16 protein-coding genes are annotated in these 20,928 nt (G+C 56.6%); 8 read left to right on the top strand and 8 right to left on the bottom strand.

Annotated features, from left to right (window positions below; genetic code table 11):
- Positions 1-3: 3 nt before the first annotated feature.
- Together A3466_RS08460 and A3466_RS08455 are read right to left on the bottom strand one after the other, a co-directional pair.
- Entirely contained in the window at positions 4-1,305 is a 1,302-nt protein-coding gene (locus A3466_RS08460; protein WP_063450198.1) for an MFS transporter, read from the bottom strand.
- A 261-nt stretch (positions 1,306-1,566) separates the two neighbouring features.
- Positions 1,567-2,862: a serine hydrolase domain-containing protein gene (locus A3466_RS08455; protein WP_063450197.1), complete on the bottom strand. Its 1,296-nt coding sequence runs from the start codon at positions 2,860-2,862 to the stop codon at positions 1,567-1,569.
- Positions 2,863-2,969: 107 nt separating this feature from the next.
- On the opposite strand from A3466_RS08455, the gene A3466_RS08450 reads away from it, so the two are divergent.
- Positions 2,970-3,863, top strand: a complete 894-nt coding sequence (locus A3466_RS08450) for a LysR family transcriptional regulator (RefSeq protein WP_063450196.1) — start codon at positions 2,970-2,972, stop codon at positions 3,861-3,863.
- Here the strand turns inward: A3466_RS08450 and fumA are convergent.
- Together fumA and A3466_RS08440 are read right to left on the bottom strand one after the other, a co-directional pair.
- The gene (gene fumA, locus A3466_RS08445) at positions 3,852-5,501 is read right to left on the bottom strand and encodes a class I fumarate hydratase FumA (protein WP_063450195.1); all 1,650 of its coding nucleotides are present in this window, start codon (positions 5,499-5,501) and stop codon (positions 3,852-3,854) included. The two genes, A3466_RS08450 and fumA, sit on opposite strands and share 12 nt — an antisense overlap.
- Positions 5,502-5,556: 55 nt before the next feature.
- Positions 5,557-7,065 (bottom strand): anion permease, encoded by a 1,509-nt coding sequence (locus A3466_RS08440; protein WP_074160984.1) that lies wholly within the window; start codon positions 7,063-7,065, stop codon positions 5,557-5,559.
- A gap of 604 nt (positions 7,066-7,669) precedes the next feature.
- Here A3466_RS08440 and A3466_RS08435 point away from each other — a divergent pair.
- Together A3466_RS08435 and A3466_RS08430 are read left to right on the top strand one after the other, a co-directional pair.
- Positions 7,670-10,450 (top strand): flavocytochrome c, encoded by a 2,781-nt coding sequence (locus A3466_RS08435; protein WP_063450194.1) that lies wholly within the window; start codon positions 7,670-7,672, stop codon positions 10,448-10,450.
- 58 nt (positions 10,451-10,508) lie between these two features.
- Complete coding sequence (locus tag A3466_RS08430; protein ID WP_063450193.1) at positions 10,509-11,471, top strand: FAD:protein FMN transferase; 963 nt, start codon at positions 10,509-10,511, stop codon at positions 11,469-11,471.
- Here the strand turns inward: A3466_RS08430 and dcuR are convergent.
- Complete coding sequence (gene dcuR, locus A3466_RS08425) at positions 11,452-12,171, bottom strand: two-component system response regulator DcuR (protein WP_006811173.1); 720 nt, start codon at positions 12,169-12,171, stop codon at positions 11,452-11,454. The genes A3466_RS08430 and dcuR overlap by 20 nt on opposite strands.
- Positions 12,168-13,784 carry a sensor histidine kinase gene (locus tag A3466_RS08420; RefSeq protein ID WP_063450192.1) on the bottom strand — a complete coding sequence of 539 codons (1,617 nt, stop codon included), beginning with the start codon at positions 13,782-13,784 and terminating at the stop codon, positions 12,168-12,170. Before A3466_RS08420 ends, dcuR begins: the two co-directional genes overlap by 4 nt.
- Before the next feature lie 153 nt (positions 13,785-13,937).
- Between A3466_RS08420 and A3466_RS08415 the strand changes: the two genes are divergently transcribed.
- Positions 13,938-14,801, top strand: coding sequence for an N-acetylmuramic acid 6-phosphate etherase (locus A3466_RS08415; protein ID WP_063450191.1), 864 nt, complete (start codon positions 13,938-13,940; stop codon positions 14,799-14,801).
- Between the two features lie 40 nt (positions 14,802-14,841).
- On the opposite strand, the gene ompC is transcribed toward A3466_RS08415, so the two are convergent.
- Positions 14,842-16,008, bottom strand: coding sequence for a porin OmpC (gene ompC / locus A3466_RS08410; RefSeq protein WP_063450190.1), 1,167 nt, complete (start codon positions 16,006-16,008; stop codon positions 14,842-14,844).
- 283 nt (positions 16,009-16,291) lie between these two features.
- Between ompC and A3466_RS08405 the strand changes: the two genes are divergently transcribed.
- From A3466_RS08405 to A3466_RS08395, 3 genes are read left to right on the top strand one after another with little or no spacing between them, the layout of a single operon-like run.
- Entirely contained in the window at positions 16,292-16,993 is a 702-nt protein-coding gene (locus A3466_RS08405) for a phosphohydrolase (RefSeq protein WP_063450189.1), read from the top strand.
- Positions 16,994-17,036: 43 nt separating this feature from the next.
- Positions 17,037-18,470 (top strand): DNA cytosine methyltransferase, encoded by a 1,434-nt coding sequence (locus A3466_RS08400; RefSeq protein ID WP_102751002.1) that lies wholly within the window; start codon positions 17,037-17,039, stop codon positions 18,468-18,470.
- Complete coding sequence (locus tag A3466_RS08395) at positions 18,451-18,942, top strand: very short patch repair endonuclease (RefSeq protein WP_063450187.1); 492 nt, start codon at positions 18,451-18,453, stop codon at positions 18,940-18,942. The genes A3466_RS08400 and A3466_RS08395 overlap by 20 nt, the downstream gene beginning before the upstream one ends.
- On the opposite strand, the gene yedA is transcribed toward A3466_RS08395, so the two are convergent.
- On the bottom strand, positions 18,914-19,828 hold the full coding sequence (gene yedA, locus A3466_RS08390) for a drug/metabolite exporter YedA (protein ID WP_063450186.1): 915 nt from the start codon (positions 19,826-19,828) through the stop codon (positions 18,914-18,916). The genes A3466_RS08395 and yedA overlap by 29 nt on opposite strands.
- A gap of 175 nt (positions 19,829-20,003) precedes the next feature.
- Here yedA and A3466_RS08385 point away from each other — a divergent pair, with 175 nt between their 5' ends.
- Positions 20,004-20,918, top strand: a complete 915-nt coding sequence (locus A3466_RS08385; protein WP_432416607.1) for a DUF808 family protein — start codon at positions 20,004-20,006, stop codon at positions 20,916-20,918.
- Positions 20,919-20,928 lie beyond the last annotated feature (10 nt).

Genomic DNA, 20,928 nt, shown 5'->3' with positions numbered 1-20,928 from the left:
CAATCACTCCTCAACGGCGGTGTGCAGGGCTAACGTACGGCGACGATAGAGATAGAGCGTTGCCAGCAGGGCGCAAACGGCGGCAAAGCTCATCCAGTAGCCCGGAGAGGCTTTGTCCCCGGTGTACTCAATCAAGGCGGTCGAGATCACCGGTGTGAAGCCGCCAAAGACGGCGGTCGCCAGGCTGTAAGCCAGCGAGAAGCCCGCCACGCGAACTTCTGTTGGCATGATCTCCGTCAGGGCCGGGATCATCGCGCCGTTATACAGGCCATAGAGGAAAGAGAGCCACAGCAGTACGGTCAGCATCATGGAGAAGCTCGGGGCGGCGGCGAGCATCGTCAGCGCCGGATAGCTGGTTGCCAGCGCCAGCAGCGTCATGGCGATCAGCACCGGCTTCCGTCCGAAGCGGTCCGAAAGCGCGCCGCCGATCGGCAGCCAGATAAAGTTGGACACCGCCACCAGCAGCGTGACCAGCAGGCTGTCCGACGCGCTCAGCATCAGCACTTTTTTACCGAAGGTCGGCGCATAAACGGTGATCAGGTAAAAGGCGGTGGTGGTCATCGCCACCATCAGCATGCCCGCGACGACAACCTGCCAGTTGGCGAGCAGCGTTGTGAAGACCTGACGCATCGCCAGATGGTGGCGACGGGCGCTGAACTCCTCGGTCTCCTCCAGCTTGCGGCGCAGGAAAAAGATGAACGGCACAATCAGACAGCCAAACAGGAACGGGATACGCCAGCCCCACTCGCGAATGGCGCTCTCTTCCAGCACCACGTTCAGCGCGAAGCCCATCGCCGCCGCGACCATAATGGCGACCTGCTGGCTGCCCGACTGCCAGCTGGTGTAAAAACCCTTGCGGCCCGGCGTGGCGATCTCCGCCAGATAAACCGAGACCCCGCCCAGCTCAGCGCCTGCCGAAAAACCCTGCAACAGGCGGCCGGTCAGCACCAGCAGCGGCGCCCAGAGGCCAATGCTTTGATAGGAAGGGATCAGCACAATCAGAAACGTTCCGGCGGCCATAATCGACAGGGTGACGATCAGCCCTTTACGGCGGCCCACTTTATCAATGTAAGCCCCGAGGACAATGGCCCCGATCGGACGCATCAGAAAGCCCGCGCCGAAGACAGCGAAGGTCATCATCAGCGAGGCAAATTCACTGCTGGCCGGGAAGAACGTGTGGGCGATGTAGGTGGCGTAAAACCCGAACAGAAAGAAGTCGAATTGCTCAAGAAAGTTGCCCGACGTGACGCGGAAAATCGCGCCGGCTTTCGCCCGGACGGTAGCAGGTGAGGTTGAGGAAACCATGGTTATCTCCAGTTTTTATAGCGACGTTATGCTCGTCTGTTTCTGAAAACTGGATCAGGATGTGAAAATTAATAAGCGCAAATAGCGCATGAATTGATGCGTGCGGCGCATGAATGACAATGTGTTGACCAGGATTTACATAGGCAACAATAACTTAACATTTGAGTGATCTTTTATTTACCTGTTTTCGCTAAGTTGCTGAAATCGCTGTTTTGTGACGTCGCGCAGAGGTGAAGCCAGGCAAAGCCTGGCTTCGGTAATTTAGCGCAGCGCGTTGGCAATGGCGCTAAACATCAGCGACGCTTCCAGCGGCTGGGCGCTGAATGACGGCTCCGCCTGTGGCCAGGTGGACCACTGGACAATCACCAGGTTTTCCTTCTGATTGACCATAATCATCTGGCCGAAAATACCCAGCGCCCAGAGGGAGTCCTTCAGCGAATCCTCGACCTTTGGCGCTACGTTTGTGGCGTTGGCCGGCACCTCATTGTTCCACCACTGATAGCCGTAAAGGCCTTTCGGATGCGCGGCGGAGACAGAACCTTTTGCCTGCGTCCACTCGGAGGACTGCTTCACCCAGCCGTCAGGGAGGATCTGCTTCCCGTCCGGCAGCGTACCGTTATGCAGGATAAATTCCCCGAAGCGTCCCCAGTCTTCCAGGGTTGCGTTAAATCCGTGCGCGCCCACGTCGTGCTCGCCTTTGCTGTAGGCATGCCATACGCCGTCGCTGGCCATGCCGTACGGCTGCCAGATGCTTTTCTCCAGATACGCGGCGAGCGTCATGCCGGTGGCGCGTTCAAGCACATCGCCTAACAGCCACGCGCCGCCCGAGGAATAGGACCAGTTTTCCCCCGCCGGATGTTCGCGGCGTAATCCTTTCACCAGCGTGCGCACGCAGTCGTACGTGCCCGGCTTCGCTTCGCATTCGGTAAGCCGGGCGAAGTCTGACTGCGGGTTGGTGTAATCTTCATTCCACGCCACGCCGGAGGTGTGGGTGATGAGCTGCTTCAGCGTGACGCCGTCCCAGGCGGTGCCTTTTAAATCCGGTTCGTATTGGGTGACAAGGTCGTCCAGGGAGTGGATTTTACCCTCTTTGATCGCCACACCCACCAGCGCGGAGACCACGGATTTGCCCACGGATCGTGACGTCCAGAGCGTTGAGTCGGTATTGCCTTCTGCCAGATATTTATAGGCCACTTTGCCATTTTTCAGCACCAGCATGCCGCTGACGTTCTGGCGCTTCAGGTAATCATGAAGATCATAGCTCTTGCCATTCACCTGATAGCGGGCATCTGTGAGCGGTTTTTCTGCGGCGAGCAGCGGCGAGGCGTTGCCGTGGCGGAATACATCGCCTGCGTAGTTGCGGTAGTCATTGCGAAAGCCCACCACGCGGTCGGCCTGGCTCCAGGTGAGCATCGTATGGGCGTTTGGGAGTTTGGCATCGAAAGGCGCCGGACAGGTCGTGAGGTCGGTGCCGCCACAGGCGGCCATAGCGGCAGGCGAGACCAGACTACCGACGACAAGCGCCGCGAGCAGCGTGCGATTGGTTTTGTTTTTCATATTTATCTCGTTTGGCTCAGGAAGGACTTCAGTTTAAGAACCCGCGCCCTATAATAAAAAGCGCGTTATGGGGGAAAATCCCCCGTAAAAATCGCGGGGAGAATGACGTGGCAAACCTGATCTACTCTTTTGCTCAGCTTGAGGCGTTCACCGCCGTCGCTGAGCACGGCAGCCTGATGAAGGCGGCCAGTAAACTCGGCAAAGATCGTACTACCCTGCGCGATCTGATCGATTTTCTTGAGGATGGACTAGGCTACGCGCTGTTCCTGCGGGAAGGGCGCAGCCTGCGCCTGACGCCGGAAGGGGAGCAGCTTCAGCGGCAGGCGCACCTGCTGATGCGGCAGGTGAAAGCGTTTGAGGCGTTTGCCCGTACGGTGCCGGACAGCGCCACGCAGGACATTGCCCTCGTTTACGATCCGTTCACCCCCAGAGCCTTTTTGCAGGCGCTGATTGCCACGCTGGCGACGCAAAAAATTCGCCTGAGCCTGACCAGCGCATCGCGCGATGAGGCGGAAGCCATGCTGGCGAGCGGTCAGGCCGATCTGGGCGTCTGCCAGGCGCGCAACCGCAGCGTGGGCAATGAGATGGAGTGGCGGGCATTAGGGGCAATCGAAATGGATTTTTACGCCGCAACGGCGCTTTTTGCGGAGGTGGCATCGCCGGTGTCGCTGCTCGATCTCTCCCTGGTGCCACAGGTGATTATGCATGCCGCATCCGACGAGCCGGTTGCGCGTCGCCTGCAAATTTCAGGGCACACCCTTTTCACTAACGAACTGGAGATGCTGCGCGGCCTGCTGGAGCAGGGATGCGGCTGGGGCTTTTTGCCGACCCATCTTCACGCGGCGCGGTGGAAAAATGTAAAAAGGCTGCCCACCGAAGTGGGCAGCCAGGGGATAAGTCAGACGATGGTCACCATCTGGAAGCCGGGCAGCGACAAGCGCGGGCTTATCAACGATACGCTGACGCTGCTGCCGGCATTATGGAAACGCTCAGCGCTGTGAGCACCCTTTGCACTGTTTGTTCTGGATCTGCTGGAAGAAGTCGTTGCCTTTGTCATCCACCAGGATAAACGCCGGGAAGTTCTCCACTTCAATTTTCCAGATCGCTTCCATTCCCAGTTCCGGATACGCCACGCACTCCAGGCTCTTGATGCTGTTTTGCGCCAGCACCGCCGCCGGGCCGCCGATGCTGCCGAGGTAGAAGCCGCCATGCTTATGGCAGGCGTCGGTGACCTGCTGGCTGCGGTTACCTTTTGCCAGCATAATCATGCTCGCACCGTGGGATTGCAGCAGGTCTACATAGGAGTCCATACGCCCCGCGGTGGTTGGGCCGAGTGAGCCAGACGCATATCCTTCCGGGGTTTTGGCCGGGCCGGCATAGTAGATCGGGTGATCTTTCACGTACTGCGGCAGCGCTTCGCCGTTATCGAGCAGTTCCTTCAGCTTCGCATGAGCGATGTCGCGTGCCACGATGATGGTGCCGTTAAGGGACAGCCGGGTAGAGACCGGATGCGCGGAAAGCTGTGCCAGGATCTCTTTCATCGGTTTGTTGAGATCAATGCTCACCACGTCGCCTTCACCCTGCTGGCGCAGGGATTCAGGAATATACTGGCCCGGGTTGTGCTCCAGCTTCTCAATCCAGATCCCATCGCGGTTAATCTTCGCTTTGATGTTGCGGTCAGCGGAGCAGGAGACGCCCATGCCGATTGGACAGGAGGCTCCGTGGCGCGGCAGGCGGATCACGCGAATATCGTGGGCGAAGTATTTTCCGCCGAACTGCGCGCCGAGGCCGAGGTTTTGCGCTTCCTGAAGCAGCTCCTGTTCGAGCTGAACGTCGCGGAACGCCTGGCCGTGCGCGTTGCCTTCGGTTGGCAGTTCATCGTAGTAGCGCGCAGAGGCGAGCTTGACGGTTTTCAGCGTGGCTTCTGCGGAGGTGCCGCCGATAACAAAGGCAATATGGTACGGCGGGCAGGCTGCGGTGCCGAGGGTCCGCATCTTCTCAACCAGATAGTTTTTCAGCTTCGCCGGGGTTATCAGCGCCTTGGTTTCCTGGTAGAGATAGGTTTTGTTGGCAGAGCCGCCGCCTTTCGCCATGCACAGGAATTTATACTCGTCGCCATCGACGCTGTAGAGGTCAATCTGTGCGGGCAGGTTGGTGCCGGTGTTTACCTCTTTATACATATCCAGCGCCGCATTCTGCGAGTAGCGCAGGTTATCTTCAATATAGGTGTTATACACCCCCTGGCTCAGCGCCGCTTCGTCACCGCCGCCGGTCCAGACGCGTTGGCCTTTCTTACCCATAATGATTGCCGTGCCGGTATCCTGACAGGTTGGCAGCACGCCTTTCGCCGCGATGTCCGAGTTGCGCAGGAATTGCAGGGCCACGTATCGGTCGTTCTCGCTGGCCTCCGGGTCGCTCAGAATAGCCGCAACCTGCTTCTGGTGAGAGGTGCGCAGCATAAACGCGGCGTCGTGGAAGGCCTGCTGTGCCAGCAGGGTCAGCGCTTCGGGCTCCACCTTCAGCACTTCCTGACCGTCAAACTCGGCAACGGAGACGTGCTCTTTGGTCAGCAGATAGTATTCGGTGTCGTCATGCGCGAGCGGGAAGGGGTTCTGGTAGAAAAACGGTTTGTTTGACATAGCGTATTGCTCCACAAAAATAAAACCGCCGGAGGAGAAGTCCGGCGGTCAGGAATCAGAACATCATGGACATCCACGGATAGCCAATCAGCAGCAGGGCCGCCAGGAAGATGGCGCCGAAGATGGTGCCGAGGCGCCAGTAGTCTTTGGTTGGCAGGTAACCGCTACCGTAGTAAATCGGGCTTGGACCAGTACCGTACGGGGTGATGATCCCCATCACGCCCAGCGAGGTCACCATCAGCAGGACGAACACTTCCATATTCATGCCCGGAATGGTGGAGGCGATGGTCAGCATCGCCGGCAGCAGCGCCGTGGTGTGCGCGGTGGTGCTGGCAAACAGGTAGTGCAGCAGGTAGAACGCCAGCAGCAGGACGATGGTCGCCACGCCCGGAGAGATACCGCTCATCAGCAGGCCGCCTTCTTTACCCAGCCAGCTGATAAAGCCGGTGGAGGAGAGGCCATCCGCCAGCGCCACCAGGGTGGCGAACCACACGAAGGTGTTCCAGGCGGCTTTGTTGCCGGTGATGTCGTTCCACTCCAGTACGCCGGTCCACAGCATCAGGCCGACGATAAGCAGGGCAGCCATTGCGGGCTCAATCCATGCGGCGGCGAAGATCCACATCAGCAGCGCGCAGCATACGAACACCAGCAGCAGGATCTCATTGCGCGACAGCTTGCCCAGTTTTTCCAGCTCACGGGTCGCCCACAGCGGCACTTCGTTGTTCACCTTCACTTCCGGCGGGTAGAACCAGTAGGCCAGCAGCGGCATGGTCAGGATCAGCAGGATGCCCAGCGGCAGGAAGGCGAGGAACCAGGTGCCCCAGGAGATATCAATCCCAACGGTGCTTTTCACCAGCGCCAGCGCCAGCAGGTTCGGCGCGAGCGCAGAGAGGAACATGGAGCTGGTGATACAGGCCGCGGTAATGGCCACCCACATCAGATACGAACCGATTTTACGCGCGCTTGGGTCGTTCGGTTTTGAACCGTACAGCGGCGGCAGGTTAGCGATAATCGGGTAGATGGTCCCACCGCTGCGCGCGGTATTGGACGGGGTAAACGGTGCCAGCAGCAGGTCCGCGAAGGTAATCGCGTAACCGAGCGTCAGGCTGCGACGGCCCAGATATTTCACCAGAATCAGCGCCAGGCGGCGGCCGAAGCGGGTTTTGTCGTAGCCCGCGGCAAACATAAAGGCACCGAAGATCAGCCACACGGTGGAGTTACCAAACCCGCTCACCGCCCATTTAAAGGAGGCGCCCGCCAGCTTGAATTTCGGGTCAGCCAGCTGTTCGGGGCTAAAGAGCACCCACTGGCTGCACAGCGCAATCGCCACCACGCCGGTGAGGCCGATTACGGCGCCCGGCAGAGGTTCGAAAATCAACCCGACGATGACGCCAACAAAGATGGCGAAGTAGTGCCACGCATAAGGCGGCAGCCCTTCAGGAACGGGGACAAACAGCAGCAGGACGGCAACGATGATGGGCAGGGCCATCATCAGCAGGCGTTTTGCTGTTCCATTTGATGCCAGATTCGCCGCAGGAGGCGTTACAGCAGTTTTTGTTTTCATAGTTTCACGTCTTAAGTTGTCAAAAATTCGTCGTACAGCGAAAACACAAATTCGATTACTTTATTCATTTTGCTTTTTTTAGTTATTTAAGGTGCGTTTTTGTGTTTTCAGTAATAGCGATTTAACGCATTTTTGTTTACGCTAAATAAAAAATGATGATGTTTTTATATTGCGCCTTTGGATGCCATTACTATTGATCGCGATCAAAAAAATAGAATTATGAGCGTATTTTTATACTTTTTATAATAACCACTCTGAGTAGTGTGGTTATTCGCTGGTTTTACGCATTTTATGTATCAAATTTATAACATATTAAAATTGGTATTTATGTTATTGTTTGATTTATATGGATTTCTATTGGTGTAGGTGTATTGGTTTGACCTTTGCTTATTTAACTTTTTTTAAATTAATGTGAATGAGTGAAACATTCCTTCTAACACCAATGTGTTATTAATGTTACCGCAGGGATTAAATAGTTTATTAACTAACGTAATAGCTTTGGAAACTAAAAAAAGCATTATATTACTTCCATGACATCGGCAAAAATACGAAATAAAACGATCCCGATACCGAATTCTTAATTTTAAAGTTTGGAGTTTCTATTATGAGCACTAACGAACGAATTTTAAGCCCCTTCACATTACCGAATGGTACTGAACTCAAAAACCGTTTGTTAATGGCCCCAATGACAACCTGTACCGGTTATTACGATGGCACCGTGACCAGCGAGCTGGTGGAGTACTATCGCGCCCGCGCTGGCAGTATCGGCACCATTATCGTTGAGTGCTGTTTTGTTGACGATCTCGGCCTGGCGTTCCCGGGCGCAATTGGGATTGATAACGACGAGAAAATCGCAGGGCTGGCGAAAATCGCTGACGCTATCAAGTCCAAAGGCTCTAAAGCCCTTCTGCAAATTTACCACGGCGGCCGTATGGTCGATCCAAAACTGATTGGGGGTCGCACGCCGGTTGGCCCAAGTGCGGTTGCTGCGCCGCGTGACGGTGCCGCGACGCCGGTTGCCCTGACCTCGGAAGAAGTGGAAGGCATGATCGGCAAGTTTGGCGACGCCGTACGCCGCGCGATTCAGGCTGGCTTTGACGGCGTCGAAATTCACGGGGCGAATACCTATCTGATCCAGCAGTTCTACTCCCCGAATTCAAACCAGCGCGACGACGAGTGGGGCGGCAGCCGCGAAAATCGCGCGAAATTCCCGCTGGCGGTGCTGGACATCACCCACAAGATGGTGCGCCAGTACGCGGACGACGCGTTCATCATTGGCTACCGTTTCTCTCCGGAAGAGCTGGAAGTCCCGGGCATTCGCTTCGAAGACACCCTGTATCTGCTGGAAAAACTGGCCGCACGCGGGGTGGATTATCTTCACTTCTCCCTTGGCGCCGCCCTGCGTCCTTCTATCGTCGACACGCAGGATCCGACGCCGCTTATCGAAAAATACTGCGCGATGCGTTCTGACACGCTGGCACAGGTACCGGTAATGGGCGTCGGCGGCGTGGTGAATGCTACCGATGTGAATGAAGCGCTGGATCATGGCTACGACCTGATTGCCGTAGGCCGCGCCACTATCGCCTACCCGGACTGGACCGATCGCATCGCGGCGGGCGAAAGCCTTGAGCTGTTTATGGACAATACCCGACGCGAAGAGCTGAACATCCCGGAACCGCTGTGGCGCTTCTCGCTGGTAGAAGCGATGATTCGCGACATGAGCATGGGTGAATCGAAATTCAAACCGGGCACCTTCGTTGAAAAAGTACAGGACGATGCCAACGAGCTGGTGATCAACGTCAGTCTCGAAACCGATCGCATTGCTGATATCGAGCTGGCGTCAGGCCCGAGCGAAGACGTGGAGTTTGTCACCAGCTTCGAAGAGATCCGTACCCGCATTCTGGATGCTAATACCCCGCACGTGGACGCCATCACCGGCGCAACCAGCCAGAGCGAGGCGGTGAAAAAAGCGGTCTCGAAAGCGATGCTGAAATCCAGCAAAGCGCTGGCGGCAGAAGAGGGTGCAGACCCGAATGAAACCAGAAACGTCGACGTGGTCGTGGTCGGCAGCGGCGGTGCAGGGCTGGCGGCGGCGATCCAGGCGCATGACGAAGGCGCGAGCGTGCTGATCGTTGAGAAAATGCCAACCATCGGCGGTAACACCATCAAAGCCTCGGCAGGGATGAACGCGGCAGAGACCCGCTTCCAGCGCGTGAAAGGTATCCAGGACAGCAAAGAGCTGTTCTACCAGGAAAGCCTGAAAGGCGGCGGCAACAAAAACAACCCTGAACTGCTGCGTCGCTTTGTCGAGAACGCGCCGGAGGCGATTGAGTGGCTGGCCACGCGCGGCATTATGCTGAACGACATCACCACCACCGGCGGGATGAGCATTGACCGTACGCACCGTCCGAAAGACGGTTCCGCGGTAGGCGGGTATCTGATCAGCGGCCTGGTGCGTAACGTCAACAAACGCAACATCGAAGTGATGCTGGATACCTCCGTCAGCGACATCATCTTCGAAAATGGCGAAGTCACCGGCGTACGTCTGACCACCGAAGAGAACGAAACCCTTACCGTGGCAACCAAAAGCGTGATTGTCGCAACGGGCGGCTTCAGCGCCAACAGCCAGATGGTGGTGAAATACCGTCCGGACCTGGAAGGGTTCGTGACGACTAACCACAAAGGCGCAACCGGCGGCGGTATCGCGCTGCTGGAACGTATTGGCGCGGGCACCGTGGATATGGGCGAAATTCAGATCCACCCAACCGTGGAGCAGAAAACGTCGTACCTGATTTCCGAATCCATCCGTGGCGGCGGGGCGATTCTGGTCAACCAGCAGGGGAACCGCTTCTTCAACGAAATGGAGACCCGCGATAAAGTTTCGGCGCAAATCATCGCGCTGCCGGAGAAATACGCTTACATCGTCTTTGACGAGCATGTCCGGGCTAAAAACAAAGCGGCGGATGAGTACATCGCGAAAGGCTTCGTGACCAGCGCCAGTTCGCCAAAAGCGCTGGCGGAAGCGCTCGGTATGGATCACCACGCTTTCCTGGCGACCCAGGAACGCTACAACGGTTTTGTGGAAAAACAGCACGACGATGATTTCGGCCGCACCACCGCGCTGCGCGCGCCAATCAACGAAGGGCCGTTCTACGCCATTCAGATTGCTCCGGGCGTACACCACACCATGGGCGGTGTGACCATCAATACCGATACCTGCGTGCTGGACAGCAACCACAACGTATTGCCAGGGGCGTTTGCTGCGGGTGAGGTTGTCGGGGGCATCCACGGCGGTAACCGCATCGGCGGTAACGCGGTGGCAGATATCATTATTTTTGGTACGCTTGCAGGACATCAGGCGGCTATGCGTTCGAAAACACGGTAAGGCTCCTGTTTCCCCGGCGGCGCGGTGCCTGCCGGGGCTACATATGAGGACTCATGCAATGCCTGATAGCCATCGCGTTTACAGCTACTCCGCCGTTCTGATGGGCTCGCCCATCCTCCTGAAACTCTTTTCCCACGACGAAGCGCTCGCCTCCCGCGTGTTTCGCCTGATCAAACAGTACGAAGATCTGCTTACCGTTAACCGCGCGCATTCGCAGGTGATGGACGTTAATCATGCTGCCGGTCAGCATCCGGTTGCCGTCAGTCGCCCGGTGTTTGACCTGATCCGCTGTGCGAAAGCGGCCAGCCAGATGGAAGACAGTGCGTTTAATCTGGCGATCGGCCCGCTGGTTAAACGCTGGAAAATTGGCTTTAAGGGTGACGCCGTGCCGCCCGCAGACGAGATCGCTGCCTTGCTGAACATCACGCATCCTGCGGACGTGGTGCTGGATGAAGCCAGCAGCAGCGTATTTCTCACTCGCCCGGGAATGGAGATCGACCTGGGCGCAATCGCCAAAGGCTATATCGCTGACAGGGTCCGGGACCTTCTGCGCAAAGAGGGGGTTGAGCTGGGGTTAATTAATCTCGGCGGCAACATCCAGACGTTAGGCTCGCCGGAGGGCGGCTGGCGCGTCGGCCTGAAAAAACCGTTTGCCGAAGACGCGTTGATTGGGACGATGACGGTAGAGAACCGGTCGGTCGTGACGTCAGGCACCTATGAGCGCTACTTCGAGCAGAACGGCAAACGCTATCATCACATTCTTGACCCGCGCACCGGCTACCCGCTGGATAACGAACTGGACAGCGTGACGATTGTGTCGAAAGACTCCATCGACGGCGATATCTGGACCACGCTGATCTACGGCATGGGCGTGGAGAAGGGGTGTGCCGCGCTGCGTTCGCGCCCCGATATTGAAGCCATCTTTGTCACCAAAACAAAAGAAGTGGTGATCTCCTCGATGCACCACTTCCGCTTTACCCTTCTGGACGACAGCTACCGCATTACTGGCAGTACTGTTTGAGCAGCCCGACCTGTTCCGGCTGCAAACGGTAGCGATACACCGGTCTGCCGGTCGCGCCGTAGTGAATGCTGGTAAACAGGATATTAATTTGCGCCAGCCAGATCAGGTATTTGCGGCAGGAAACGCGCGAAATGTTGACCGCATTCGCCAGATCGTCAGTGGAAAATTCCATTTCCGGATGGCTGTCGATCCACTGGCAAATCGTGCGCAGCGTCTGTGGGGTTAATCCTTTCGGTAATTTTTTGCTGTCGGCCAGCTCCGGCGCGCCGCCGTGGATCAGCCTGTCGACGTCGGCCTGTTCATAATACTGATGCGATCCCATCAGGCTGCGCTTGGCCTTCCAGCCGTTCAGCGCCTCTTCAAAACGCGGGAACTGGAACGGCTTAATCAGGTAATCCACCACGCCATAGTGCATCGACGTCTGGATCGTCGCGGCGTCGGACGCCGACGAGATCATGATGACGTCGATCGGGCGGCCCGACGCGCGGATGATGGGCAGCAGATCCAGCCCGTTATCCTGCTGCATATACACATCCAGCAGCACCAGATCGATCGGCTGGCCAGGGTTTGCGATCAGCGCCTCGGCCTGGTTGAGCGTGGACGCGACGCCGCAGCAGCTAAAACCCTCAACGCGGTTTACATACAGACGGTTGAGGTCGGCTACCATGGCGTCATCATCGACAATTAACACATTTATCACGCGATATTCCTCTCGCTATCCCAGGGGATCTGAACAAAAAATTGGGTAAATACGCCAGGCTCCGACTCGACGGTAATATCGCCGCCCAGGTTCTGGATCTGCTGACGTGCAAGGAACAGCCCAACGCCGCGGTTTTCACCTTTTGTTGAGTAGCCCTTTGTAAAAATAGCCTCCAGCCGCTCGGGATCAATCCCGGGGCCGTCATCGCTGACCTCTCCGCTCAGCCAGCCGTTCTGGTAATGGAGTAGCAGGCCGATCTCGCCTTCCGGCTGACCTTCCATCGCATCCAGGGCATTTTCGATTAAATTGCCCAGCACGGTGATCAGCACCGCAACCTGCTCTTCATTGGTGGAGTCTGGAAGCTGGCTCTCCTCCGCCAGCGTCAGGGTCACCCCGGCCTCTTTGGCGCGGTTAATTTTACCCAACAGGAAACCCGCAATGATCGGTGATTTAACCTTGCGCTGTATCGCGCCAATATCAGTCTGATAATTCTGCGCGGTCTGGATGATGTACTCCTCCAGCTTATCGTAGCGCTTCATGTGCAGCAGGCCGAGGATCACGTGCAGTTTGTTCATAAACTCATGCGTATGCGAGCGCAGGGCATCAACATAATTGACCATGCCATCAATACGCTGCATTAGCTGGCTGATTTCGGTTTTATCGCGGAACGTGCTAATTGCCCCGATTACCTGATTCTGGCTTTTCACGGGGACCATGTTGCACAGCAGCAGCCGTCCGTTACAGCCGATCTCCTGGTCCTGGCGAGCGATGCCGGTTTTTGACACTTCCCGGAGGCTGGCCAGCAGCGGTTCACTGCTGCTCTCGGAGTGCTGGCCCGAGGTCAGGAGTAAAATTTCTCTGGCGGTGTGGTTAATCATCGTCACGCGACCGTGCATATCCACGGCCATCACGCCTTCTCGCAGGGACTGTAACATGGCCTGACGCTGCTCAAAGAGGGCGGAGATCTCGTAAGGCTCCAGCCCGAAGAGGATACGCTTCAGCACCCGGACCAGGCCCCATATCGCCAGTGAACTCATCAGAACGCTGAACAGGATGGTCCACACGGCGTTGAGCCGTCCGCGGGCAATCTGATCTTCCACCTTATTCAGCGAAATCCCTACCACCACTACGCCGATCTGGTCGTGCCGATCGTCATACACGGGCGTAAAGACGCGCAGCGCTTCCGCAAGCGCGCCGCGGTTAACGGAGACATTCTCTTTCCCTTCCAGGGCAGGCGTCAGATCGTCGCCGATAAAATGCAACCCTAACAGCGCTTCATTGGGGTGGGAATAACGAACACCGCGCAGATCGGTGACCACGGTAAACAGCAGGTCGTTGCGCTTCGTCACCGCCTGGGCAATCGGCTGGATGATGCCGGCCTGGGGTGAGGCCATCAGGCCACGCTTGATATCGGGGCTGTCGGCCAGCGTTCGGGCAATACCCAGCGCGGTATCCTTCACGTCATCGCGCGTGGCGCGGGTGATCTGCACGGAGTACAGCGCGAACACTACCAGCAGCACAGAGCCGATAATGGCGCACACCATCAGCGTAACCAGCGTATTCAGCTTCATAGGACGCTTGCGCATCGGGGGGAAGGGCCGCAAATCGCTCATTAACACTCCGCGATAAAAAAGAAAGGGCTAATTATCGCTGATGAAGGCCATTTCATAAAGCCATGTAAAGAGAGGCGTTTCGTGAGCCTCCTCTCAGGTGACCTATATAAAACACTTTATAGTGTGTGGGTACTCATAATAAGGAGGCAGTTTATGAGCATTATGCTTACCGGTACGGCCAGGGAAAGACGGCAGGCCAGCACGACGAACATCGACAGATTATCCACGCTGGATATGCTTAACGTCATTCATCAGGATGACGCGCAAATCGCTTCTGCACTTACCCCCCACATGACGATGCTGGCCCGCGTGGTAGATAACGCGGCGGCGACGCTGAGTCACGGCGGACGTCTGATTTTGACCGGCGCGGGCGCGTCCGGACGCGTGGCGGAGCAGGCGGCAGAAGCGTTCGCGCCGGGAAAACATCCCGTTATTGCGATCACAGCAGGCGATAACGCCGGAAGCTACGCGCTCGGCGTTGCCGATCTCCAGACCATTGATTTTGGTGAGCACGACATGATGCTGGCGCTGTCCGTCAGCGGCAAAACGCCCTGGGTGTGGGGTGCGATGCGTCATGCGTGGTCTCTGGGCTCAACGGTCGCGCTCATTACGGAGGATGCGCAAAGTGAAGCGGCGCAGCTGGCGAGCATGGTCATTGCGCCCGAGCTGGGGGCTGACGTGGTTGCCGGGTATGCCAACACCAAAGCGGGCATTGCGCAAAGCATGATTATGCATATGGTTACCACCGGTCTGGCGGTACGGACCGGACGGGTGTACAGCAACCTGCGCGTCGATCTGGAAGCAAGCAGCACCAAATGGGCCGAGCGACAGATAGCCATTGTGATGGAAGCCGGGGGATGTTCCCGGGCGCAGGCGAAGGCCGCGCTGGAAAGCTGTAACCACCAGTGTAAAACGGCGGTACTGATGGTGCTGACGGGTCTGGATGCGTGGAAAGCCCATGAGCTGCTGGTGCAGAATAACGGGTTTATTCGCCTGGCCTTGCAGGAAGCGCCGTAAATAAAAAAGCCCGCATTGCGGGCTTTACTGTTTGCGCGGATTAGAACTGATAGATCATGCCGACGCCAACGATGTCATCGGTTGCAATACCGTTGTCATTGTAGAAGGCGTCATCTTCGTCCAGCAGGTTGATTTTATAATCAACGTAGGTGGAGAAGTTCTTGTTGAAGCTGTAGGTCATGCCTACGTCAATGTAGTTAACCAGATCCTGGTCAACGTAGTCATAGCCGTTGCCTGGGTGATAATCGTTACCGCCCAGGTCAATGCCTTTTGAATAGACCCACGCCAGGGATGGACGCAGACCGAATTCAAACTGGTATTGCGCTACGGCTTCAAAGTTCTGCGTTTTGTTGGCGATGCCGTCACTGCCGTACGGCGTCATGTTGCGGGTTTCCGCATACATCATGGCCAGGTAGACATCATTCGCATCGTATTTTGCGCCAACTGTCCACGCTTCCGCGCGTTCACCGCCCGCATATTTGCTGAAGCGGTTGTAGCGGCCATTACCAGCTGCGACCTGGTCGTTGGTACGGTCAGAGGAAGAATACGCCGCACCTAGCGTCAGGCCGAAATCGAAATCATAGGTGGAAGACATGCCGAAGCCGTCGCCGTTCTGGAAACGAACGTCATCATGGCCGTTCTTAGTGCCTTCCTGATCTTCGTTTGCATTGGCGCCTTCATTTGCGCCCTGGTATTGCAGCGCAAAATTAAGACCGTCGACCAGACCATAGAAATCATTATTACGGTAGGTCGCCACGCCGTTAGTACGGCCAACCATATAGTTGTCGGTCCAGGTGTAGGAATCACCACCAAATACCGGCAGCATATCGGTCCAGGCTTCAACGTCATACACCACGCCGTAATTACGGCCGTAATCAAACGAGCCGAAATCGCCATATTTCAGGCCCGCGAACGCCAGACGGTTAAAAGAGGTATCGCCAGCGTCTTCGGTGTCGTTTGCGTAGGTTTTATATTCCCACTGGCCGAAGCCGACCAGATCGTCAGTAATCTGCGTTTCGCCTTTGAAACCAATCTGAACGTAGGTTTCATCGCCGTCGTCGCCCGCGTTGTCTGAGAAGGTGTGGCGCGCATCAACCTTGCCGTACAGGTCGACCTTGTTGCCATCTTTGTTGTACATCTCAGCCGCACTGGCTGCGCCAGCCATTAATAAAGCGGGTACAAGCATTGCCAGAACTTTTCTTTTCATTATATATTCCCTTTAAATATAATTTCTCTGAATATATGTAACTACTCTCCGTAATTACATGGCTGATACTATTCTATGGATTGTTATTTAGGTTCAAAAATAAATGTAATTAAAATAGTAAAGATATTACAAAATATTTCTTTTTATCTCTTTATTTTTCACGTGAATTAATGCTTTGAATATATAACGGGTAATTATTATTAAGTATTTCGCAATTCTATTTTTTAAAGCCTTTTATTTGGATATATTATAATTTCACGCTTTCGAACTACAGGACGTCATAATGGAACATGCGCAGTGGCAGCACCGCTTTGAACGCTGGCTCAATGAAAATCATTCTACCGAGGACGCGGCGCATGATATTGCGCATTTCCGCCGCGTCTGGATGACCGCGCAGACCATCATGGCCGGGGAGGGCGCCGATCCGCTGGTCGTGCTGGCCGCCTGCTACTTCCACGACATTGTCAGCCTGCCGAAAAACCATCCCGAGCGGAGTCAGTCCTCGCGGCTGGCGGCGCGCAAAACGCGCGAGATCCTGAGCGGCGCGTTTCCGGACTTTCCGGCAGAACGCTATGCAGCAGTTGAGCACGCTATCGAGGCGCACAGCTTCAGTGCGGGCATTGCGCCGCAGAGTACAGAGGCGAAAGTCGTGCAGGACGCTGACCGGCTGGAGGCGCTGGGCGCCATTGGCCTGGCGCGTGTGTTTGCCGTGTCGGGGGCGCTGGGCGTCGCGCTGTTTGACGCCGACGACCCGTTTGCCGGGGCGCGAGCGCTGGATGATAAAACCTTCGCGCTCGACCACTTTCAGACCAAACTCCTGCGCCTGCCGGACACCATGCAAACCGCGCGAGGCCGGGAGCTTGCGCGTCACAATGCTGATTTCCTGATCCAGTTTATGGCGAAGCTGAGTGCCGAATTACAGGGGGATTACCTCGGAACAGATAGCCAGGTGCTGAACCATTTCCGTCGCAGTCTGCGATCCTGAACTGTGGTACTCTGTTTTCTGTCTTTATTGCCCGGTTAAGAGAATGCAGGAAAATCCATCAGTGACTGTGCCCGCGCCCGAGCGGGTTGAGAAATCAACGGCAGCCGTGCAGGCACTCCTGCGTCAGCTGCTGGAAATGTATGATGCTAAAACGCTGGCAAACCAGCTGGAGGCCCATGGCGAGAGCCACTGGAGCCCGGCGATACTCAAACGGCTGCTGATAAGCGACAGGGCAGGACACCGCCTCAGCGACGGCGAGTTCCGCTACCTGCAAAATTTGCTGCCGCGTCCTCCTGCGGCGCATCCGAATTATGCTTTTCGCTTTATCGATCTCTTTGCCGGCATCGGCGGCATTCGCCATGGCTTTGAAGCCATTGGCGGGCAGTGCGTGTTCACCAGCGAATGGAACAAACATGCTGTGCGAACCTATAAAGCGAACTGGTACTGCGACCCCGACGCGCACCAGTTCAATGCGGATATTCGTGACGTCACCCTGAGCCACAAAACCGGCGTCAGCGACGAAGAGGCCGCCGAACACATCCGCAACACCATTCCGGCGCACGATGTGCTGCTGGCCGGTTTCCCGTGCCAGCCGTTCTCGCTGGCTGGCGTATCGAAGAAGAACGCGCTGGGGCGCGCGCACGGCTTTGCCTGCGATACGCAAGGCACGCTGTTCTTTGATGTTGCCCGGATTATTGATGCCCGTCGCCCGGCGATTTTTGTGCTCGAGAACGTTAAGAATTTAAAGAGCCATGACGGGGGCAAAACCTTCCGCATTATCATGCAAACTCTGGATGAACTGGGCTACGACGTGGCGGATGCAGAAGATATGGGGCCGGACGATCCGAAAATTATCGACGGCAAACACTTCCTGCCACAGCACCGCGAACGCATCGTGCTGGTGGGTTTCCGCCGCGATCTCAATCTGAAAGGCGACTTTACGCTGCGTGATTTGCCCTCGCTCTATCCGGCGCGTCGTCCGACGGTGGCCGAGCTGCTGGAGCCCGCCGTCGATGCAAAATTTATTCTGACGCCGGTGCTGTGGAAATACCTCTATCGTTATGCCAAAAAGCATCAGGCAAAAGGCAACGGCTTTGGGTTTGGCATGGTTAATCCGCTTAATCCCGACAGCGTGACGCGCACGCTGTCGGCGCGCTACTACAAAGATGGCGCGGAAATTCTTATCGATCGCGGCTGGGATAAGGCGCTGGGTGAAAAAGATTTCGACGATCCGCAGAATCAACAGCACCGGCCAAGGCGCTTAACCCCGCGCGAGTGCGCCCGCTTAATGGGGTTTGAGACGCCGCAGGGCTACCGTTTTCGCATCCCGGTGTCGGACACCCAGGCCTACCGCCAGTTTGGCAACTCGGTGGTGGTGCCGGCTTTCGCCGCCGTCGCAAAACTGCTGGCCTCTCGCATCAGCAAGGCTGTTCAGCTTCGTCAGAGTGAGGCCGTCAATGGCGGACGTTCACAATAAGGCCACGCGCAGCAAGAACATGCGCGCCATCGGCACGCGTGATACCGCGATTGAAAAACGGGTCGCTGGCCTCCTGACCGCCGTCGGGTTTGAATTCAGGGTTCAGGATGCCACGCTTGCGGGGCGTCCTGATTTCGTGATCGACGCGTACCAGTGCATCATCTTTACTCACGGCTGTTTCTGGCATCATCACGACTGCTATCTGTTTAAAGTTCCGGCGACGCGCACCGAGTTCTGGCTGGAGAAGATTGGCAGGAACGTCGAGCGGGATAAACGCGACGTTTCGCAGCTTTACGCCCAGGGCTGGCGGGTGCTGATTGTCTGGGAGTGCGCGCTGCGCGGAAAAATGAAGCTGAATGATGTGGAACTGACGGAACGGCTGGAAGAGTGGATCTGCGGCGGCGGTCAGGCCGCGCAGATCGACACCCAGGGCATTCACCCGATCACGGTTTTTCCACCCCACACGGCGTGACAATTGGCTTCGCGGGCAGCAGATATTTACCCAGCGTGACCAGCACCACGGCAAAAACAATCACACCCAGCGCCAGCCATTCAATTGGCGACAGCACTTCGCCAGCGAAACCGGTACCCAGCAGCACGGCAACCACCGGGTTAACGTAGGCGTAGCTGGTGGCAACCGCCGGGGAGACGTTACGGATCAGGTACATATAGGCGTTAATGGCAATAATCGAGCCAAACAGCGCCAGATACCCGACGGCCAGGAAACCAGAGAGGCCTGGCATCGCCGTCAGTTTTTCACCCGCCAGAGTGGAGGCAATCAGCAGCACGATCCCTGCCGCGAGCATCTCAATGGCACCCGCCATCATTCCGGAGGGCAGCTCAATGCGGGAGCCGTAGACCGAGCCGAAGGCCCAGCTCATGGAGCCGATCATGATCATCACCGCAGCCCACGGATTCCCGCTCAGGTTACCGCCGCTGTTAAGCATGATGATGCCCGCAAGCCCAATCGCGATGCCCAGCCATTCGAGCTTGCGGGTGCGGATCCCAAACAGACGACTAAAGCAGAGCGTAAACAGCGGCACGGTCGCGACAACCACCGCGGCGATCCCCGACGGCACGTTCTGGTGTTCAGCAACGGTTACTGCACCGTTGCCCACCGCCAGCAGCAGCAGGCCGATCAGGGCGGCGTTAAGCAGGGGGCGCAGCGGCGGAAGCTTATGGCCGCGCAGCAGCAGAAACGTCAGCAGCAGCACGCCGGCCGCAAGGAAGCGAACGCCTGCCATCATCAGCGGGGGCCAGCTCTCCACGCCAATGCGAATGACAAAATAGGTGGATCCCCAGATGATATACAGGGAGAAAAGCGCTCCAATGAGCGGTAATAAATGCCGGAAACGCATAGTCCCTCACGACGGAATAAAAAGGTCGCTCATAGTTAACGCCAAAACTATCTCGCTGGCGAGCGCTTTAATTGGGCTGCATATGTGAAATTTTTGTTGACGCGAGGTGCCAGTTTCCGGGCGGTGAGTTTTGTTCCATACTATTCACTTAATTAGCAAAAAAAGAAGGATAGAGATTTTGGCAGGAAGTAGCTTATTAACATTACTGGACGATATCGCCACCTTGCTGGATGACATTTCGGTGATGGGAAAACTGGCGGCGAAAAAAACCGCCGGGGTACTGGGAGACGATCTGTCGCTGAACGCGCAGCAGGTGACCGGCGTGCGGGCGAACCGTGAGCTGCCGGTGGTGTGGGGGGTAGCGAAGGGGTCCTTTATTAATAAGGTGATCCTCGTTCCGCTGGCGCTGCTCATCAGCGCCTTTATTCCCTGGGCCATTACGCCTCTGCTGATGATTGGCGGGGCGTTCCTGTGCTTCGAGGGCGCCGAAAAGGTGCTGCATATGCTTGCGGCGCGCAAAGAGAAAGACACCCCCGAGATGCGCCAGCAGCGTCTGGAAGCGCTGGCCGCGCAGGATCCCAAAACCTTTGAGCGCGATAAAATCAAAGGCGCGGTTCGTACCGATTTCATCCTCTCGGCCGAAATTGTGGCGATTACGCTTGGGATCGTCTCCGAAGCACCGCTGATAAATCAGGTACTGGTGCTTTCGCTGATTGCCATTCTTGTCACGGTTGGGGTGTATGGCCTGGTCGGGCTGATCGTCAAGCTGGATGATATTGGCTTCTGGCTGGAAAAAAAATCCAGCGCCATTGCACGCGGTATCGGCAAAAGCCTGCTGGTGCTGGCCCCGTGGCTGATGAAAAGTTTGTCGATAGTGGGAACCCTGGCGATGTTCCTGGTCGGCGGCGGTATTATCGTGCACGGCGTGGCCCCGCTGCATCATGCTATTGAACATCTGGCGTCAGGATATGGTTCGGCGATCGCCGCCATTCTGCCGACGCTGCTTAATCTCGTGCTGGGCTTCATCGTCGGTGTCATTGTGGTGGCAGTGGTTAAGCTGATTGGAAAAGTACGCGGCACAGCGCATTAATTATTGATGC

The sequence above is a fragment of the Enterobacter genomosp. S genome (assembly GCF_001631805.1).
GTDB classification, from domain to species: Bacteria; Pseudomonadota; Gammaproteobacteria; order Enterobacterales; family Enterobacteriaceae; genus Enterobacter; species Enterobacter quasihormaechei.
Note: the sequence above shows the minus strand (reverse complement) of the source record. Positions and strands in the feature narration are given on the sequence as shown.

Coding starts and splice junctions, on each gene's coding strand:
- A3466_RS08395 (WP_063450187.1), top strand. CDS start 18,451: ATGGCGGACGTTCACAATAAGGCCACGCGCAGCAAGAACATGCGCGCC.
- yedA (WP_063450186.1), bottom strand. CDS start 19,828: ATGCGTTTCCGGCATTTATTACCGCTCATTGGAGCGCTTTTCTCCCTG.
- A3466_RS08415 (WP_063450191.1), top strand. CDS start 13,938: ATGAGCATTATGCTTACCGGTACGGCCAGGGAAAGACGGCAGGCCAGC.
- A3466_RS08440 (WP_074160984.1), bottom strand. CDS start 7,065: ATGAAAACAAAAACTGCTGTAACGCCTCCTGCGGCGAATCTGGCATCA.
- A3466_RS08400 (WP_102751002.1), top strand. CDS start 17,037: ATGCAGGAAAATCCATCAGTGACTGTGCCCGCGCCCGAGCGGGTTGAG.
- A3466_RS08430 (WP_063450193.1), top strand. CDS start 10,509: ATGCCTGATAGCCATCGCGTTTACAGCTACTCCGCCGTTCTGATGGGC.
- fumA (WP_063450195.1), bottom strand. CDS start 5,501: ATGTCAAACAAACCGTTTTTCTACCAGAACCCCTTCCCGCTCGCGCAT.
- A3466_RS08435 (WP_063450194.1), top strand. CDS start 7,670: ATGAGCACTAACGAACGAATTTTAAGCCCCTTCACATTACCGAATGGT.
- A3466_RS08405 (WP_063450189.1), top strand. CDS start 16,292: ATGGAACATGCGCAGTGGCAGCACCGCTTTGAACGCTGGCTCAATGAA.
- A3466_RS08455 (WP_063450197.1), bottom strand. CDS start 2,862: ATGAAAAACAAAACCAATCGCACGCTGCTCGCGGCGCTTGTCGTCGGT.
- ompC (WP_063450190.1), bottom strand. CDS start 16,008: ATGAAAAGAAAAGTTCTGGCAATGCTTGTACCCGCTTTATTAATGGCT.
- A3466_RS08460 (WP_063450198.1), bottom strand. CDS start 1,305: ATGGTTTCCTCAACCTCACCTGCTACCGTCCGGGCGAAAGCCGGCGCG.
- A3466_RS08420 (WP_063450192.1), bottom strand. CDS start 13,784: ATGAGCGATTTGCGGCCCTTCCCCCCGATGCGCAAGCGTCCTATGAAG.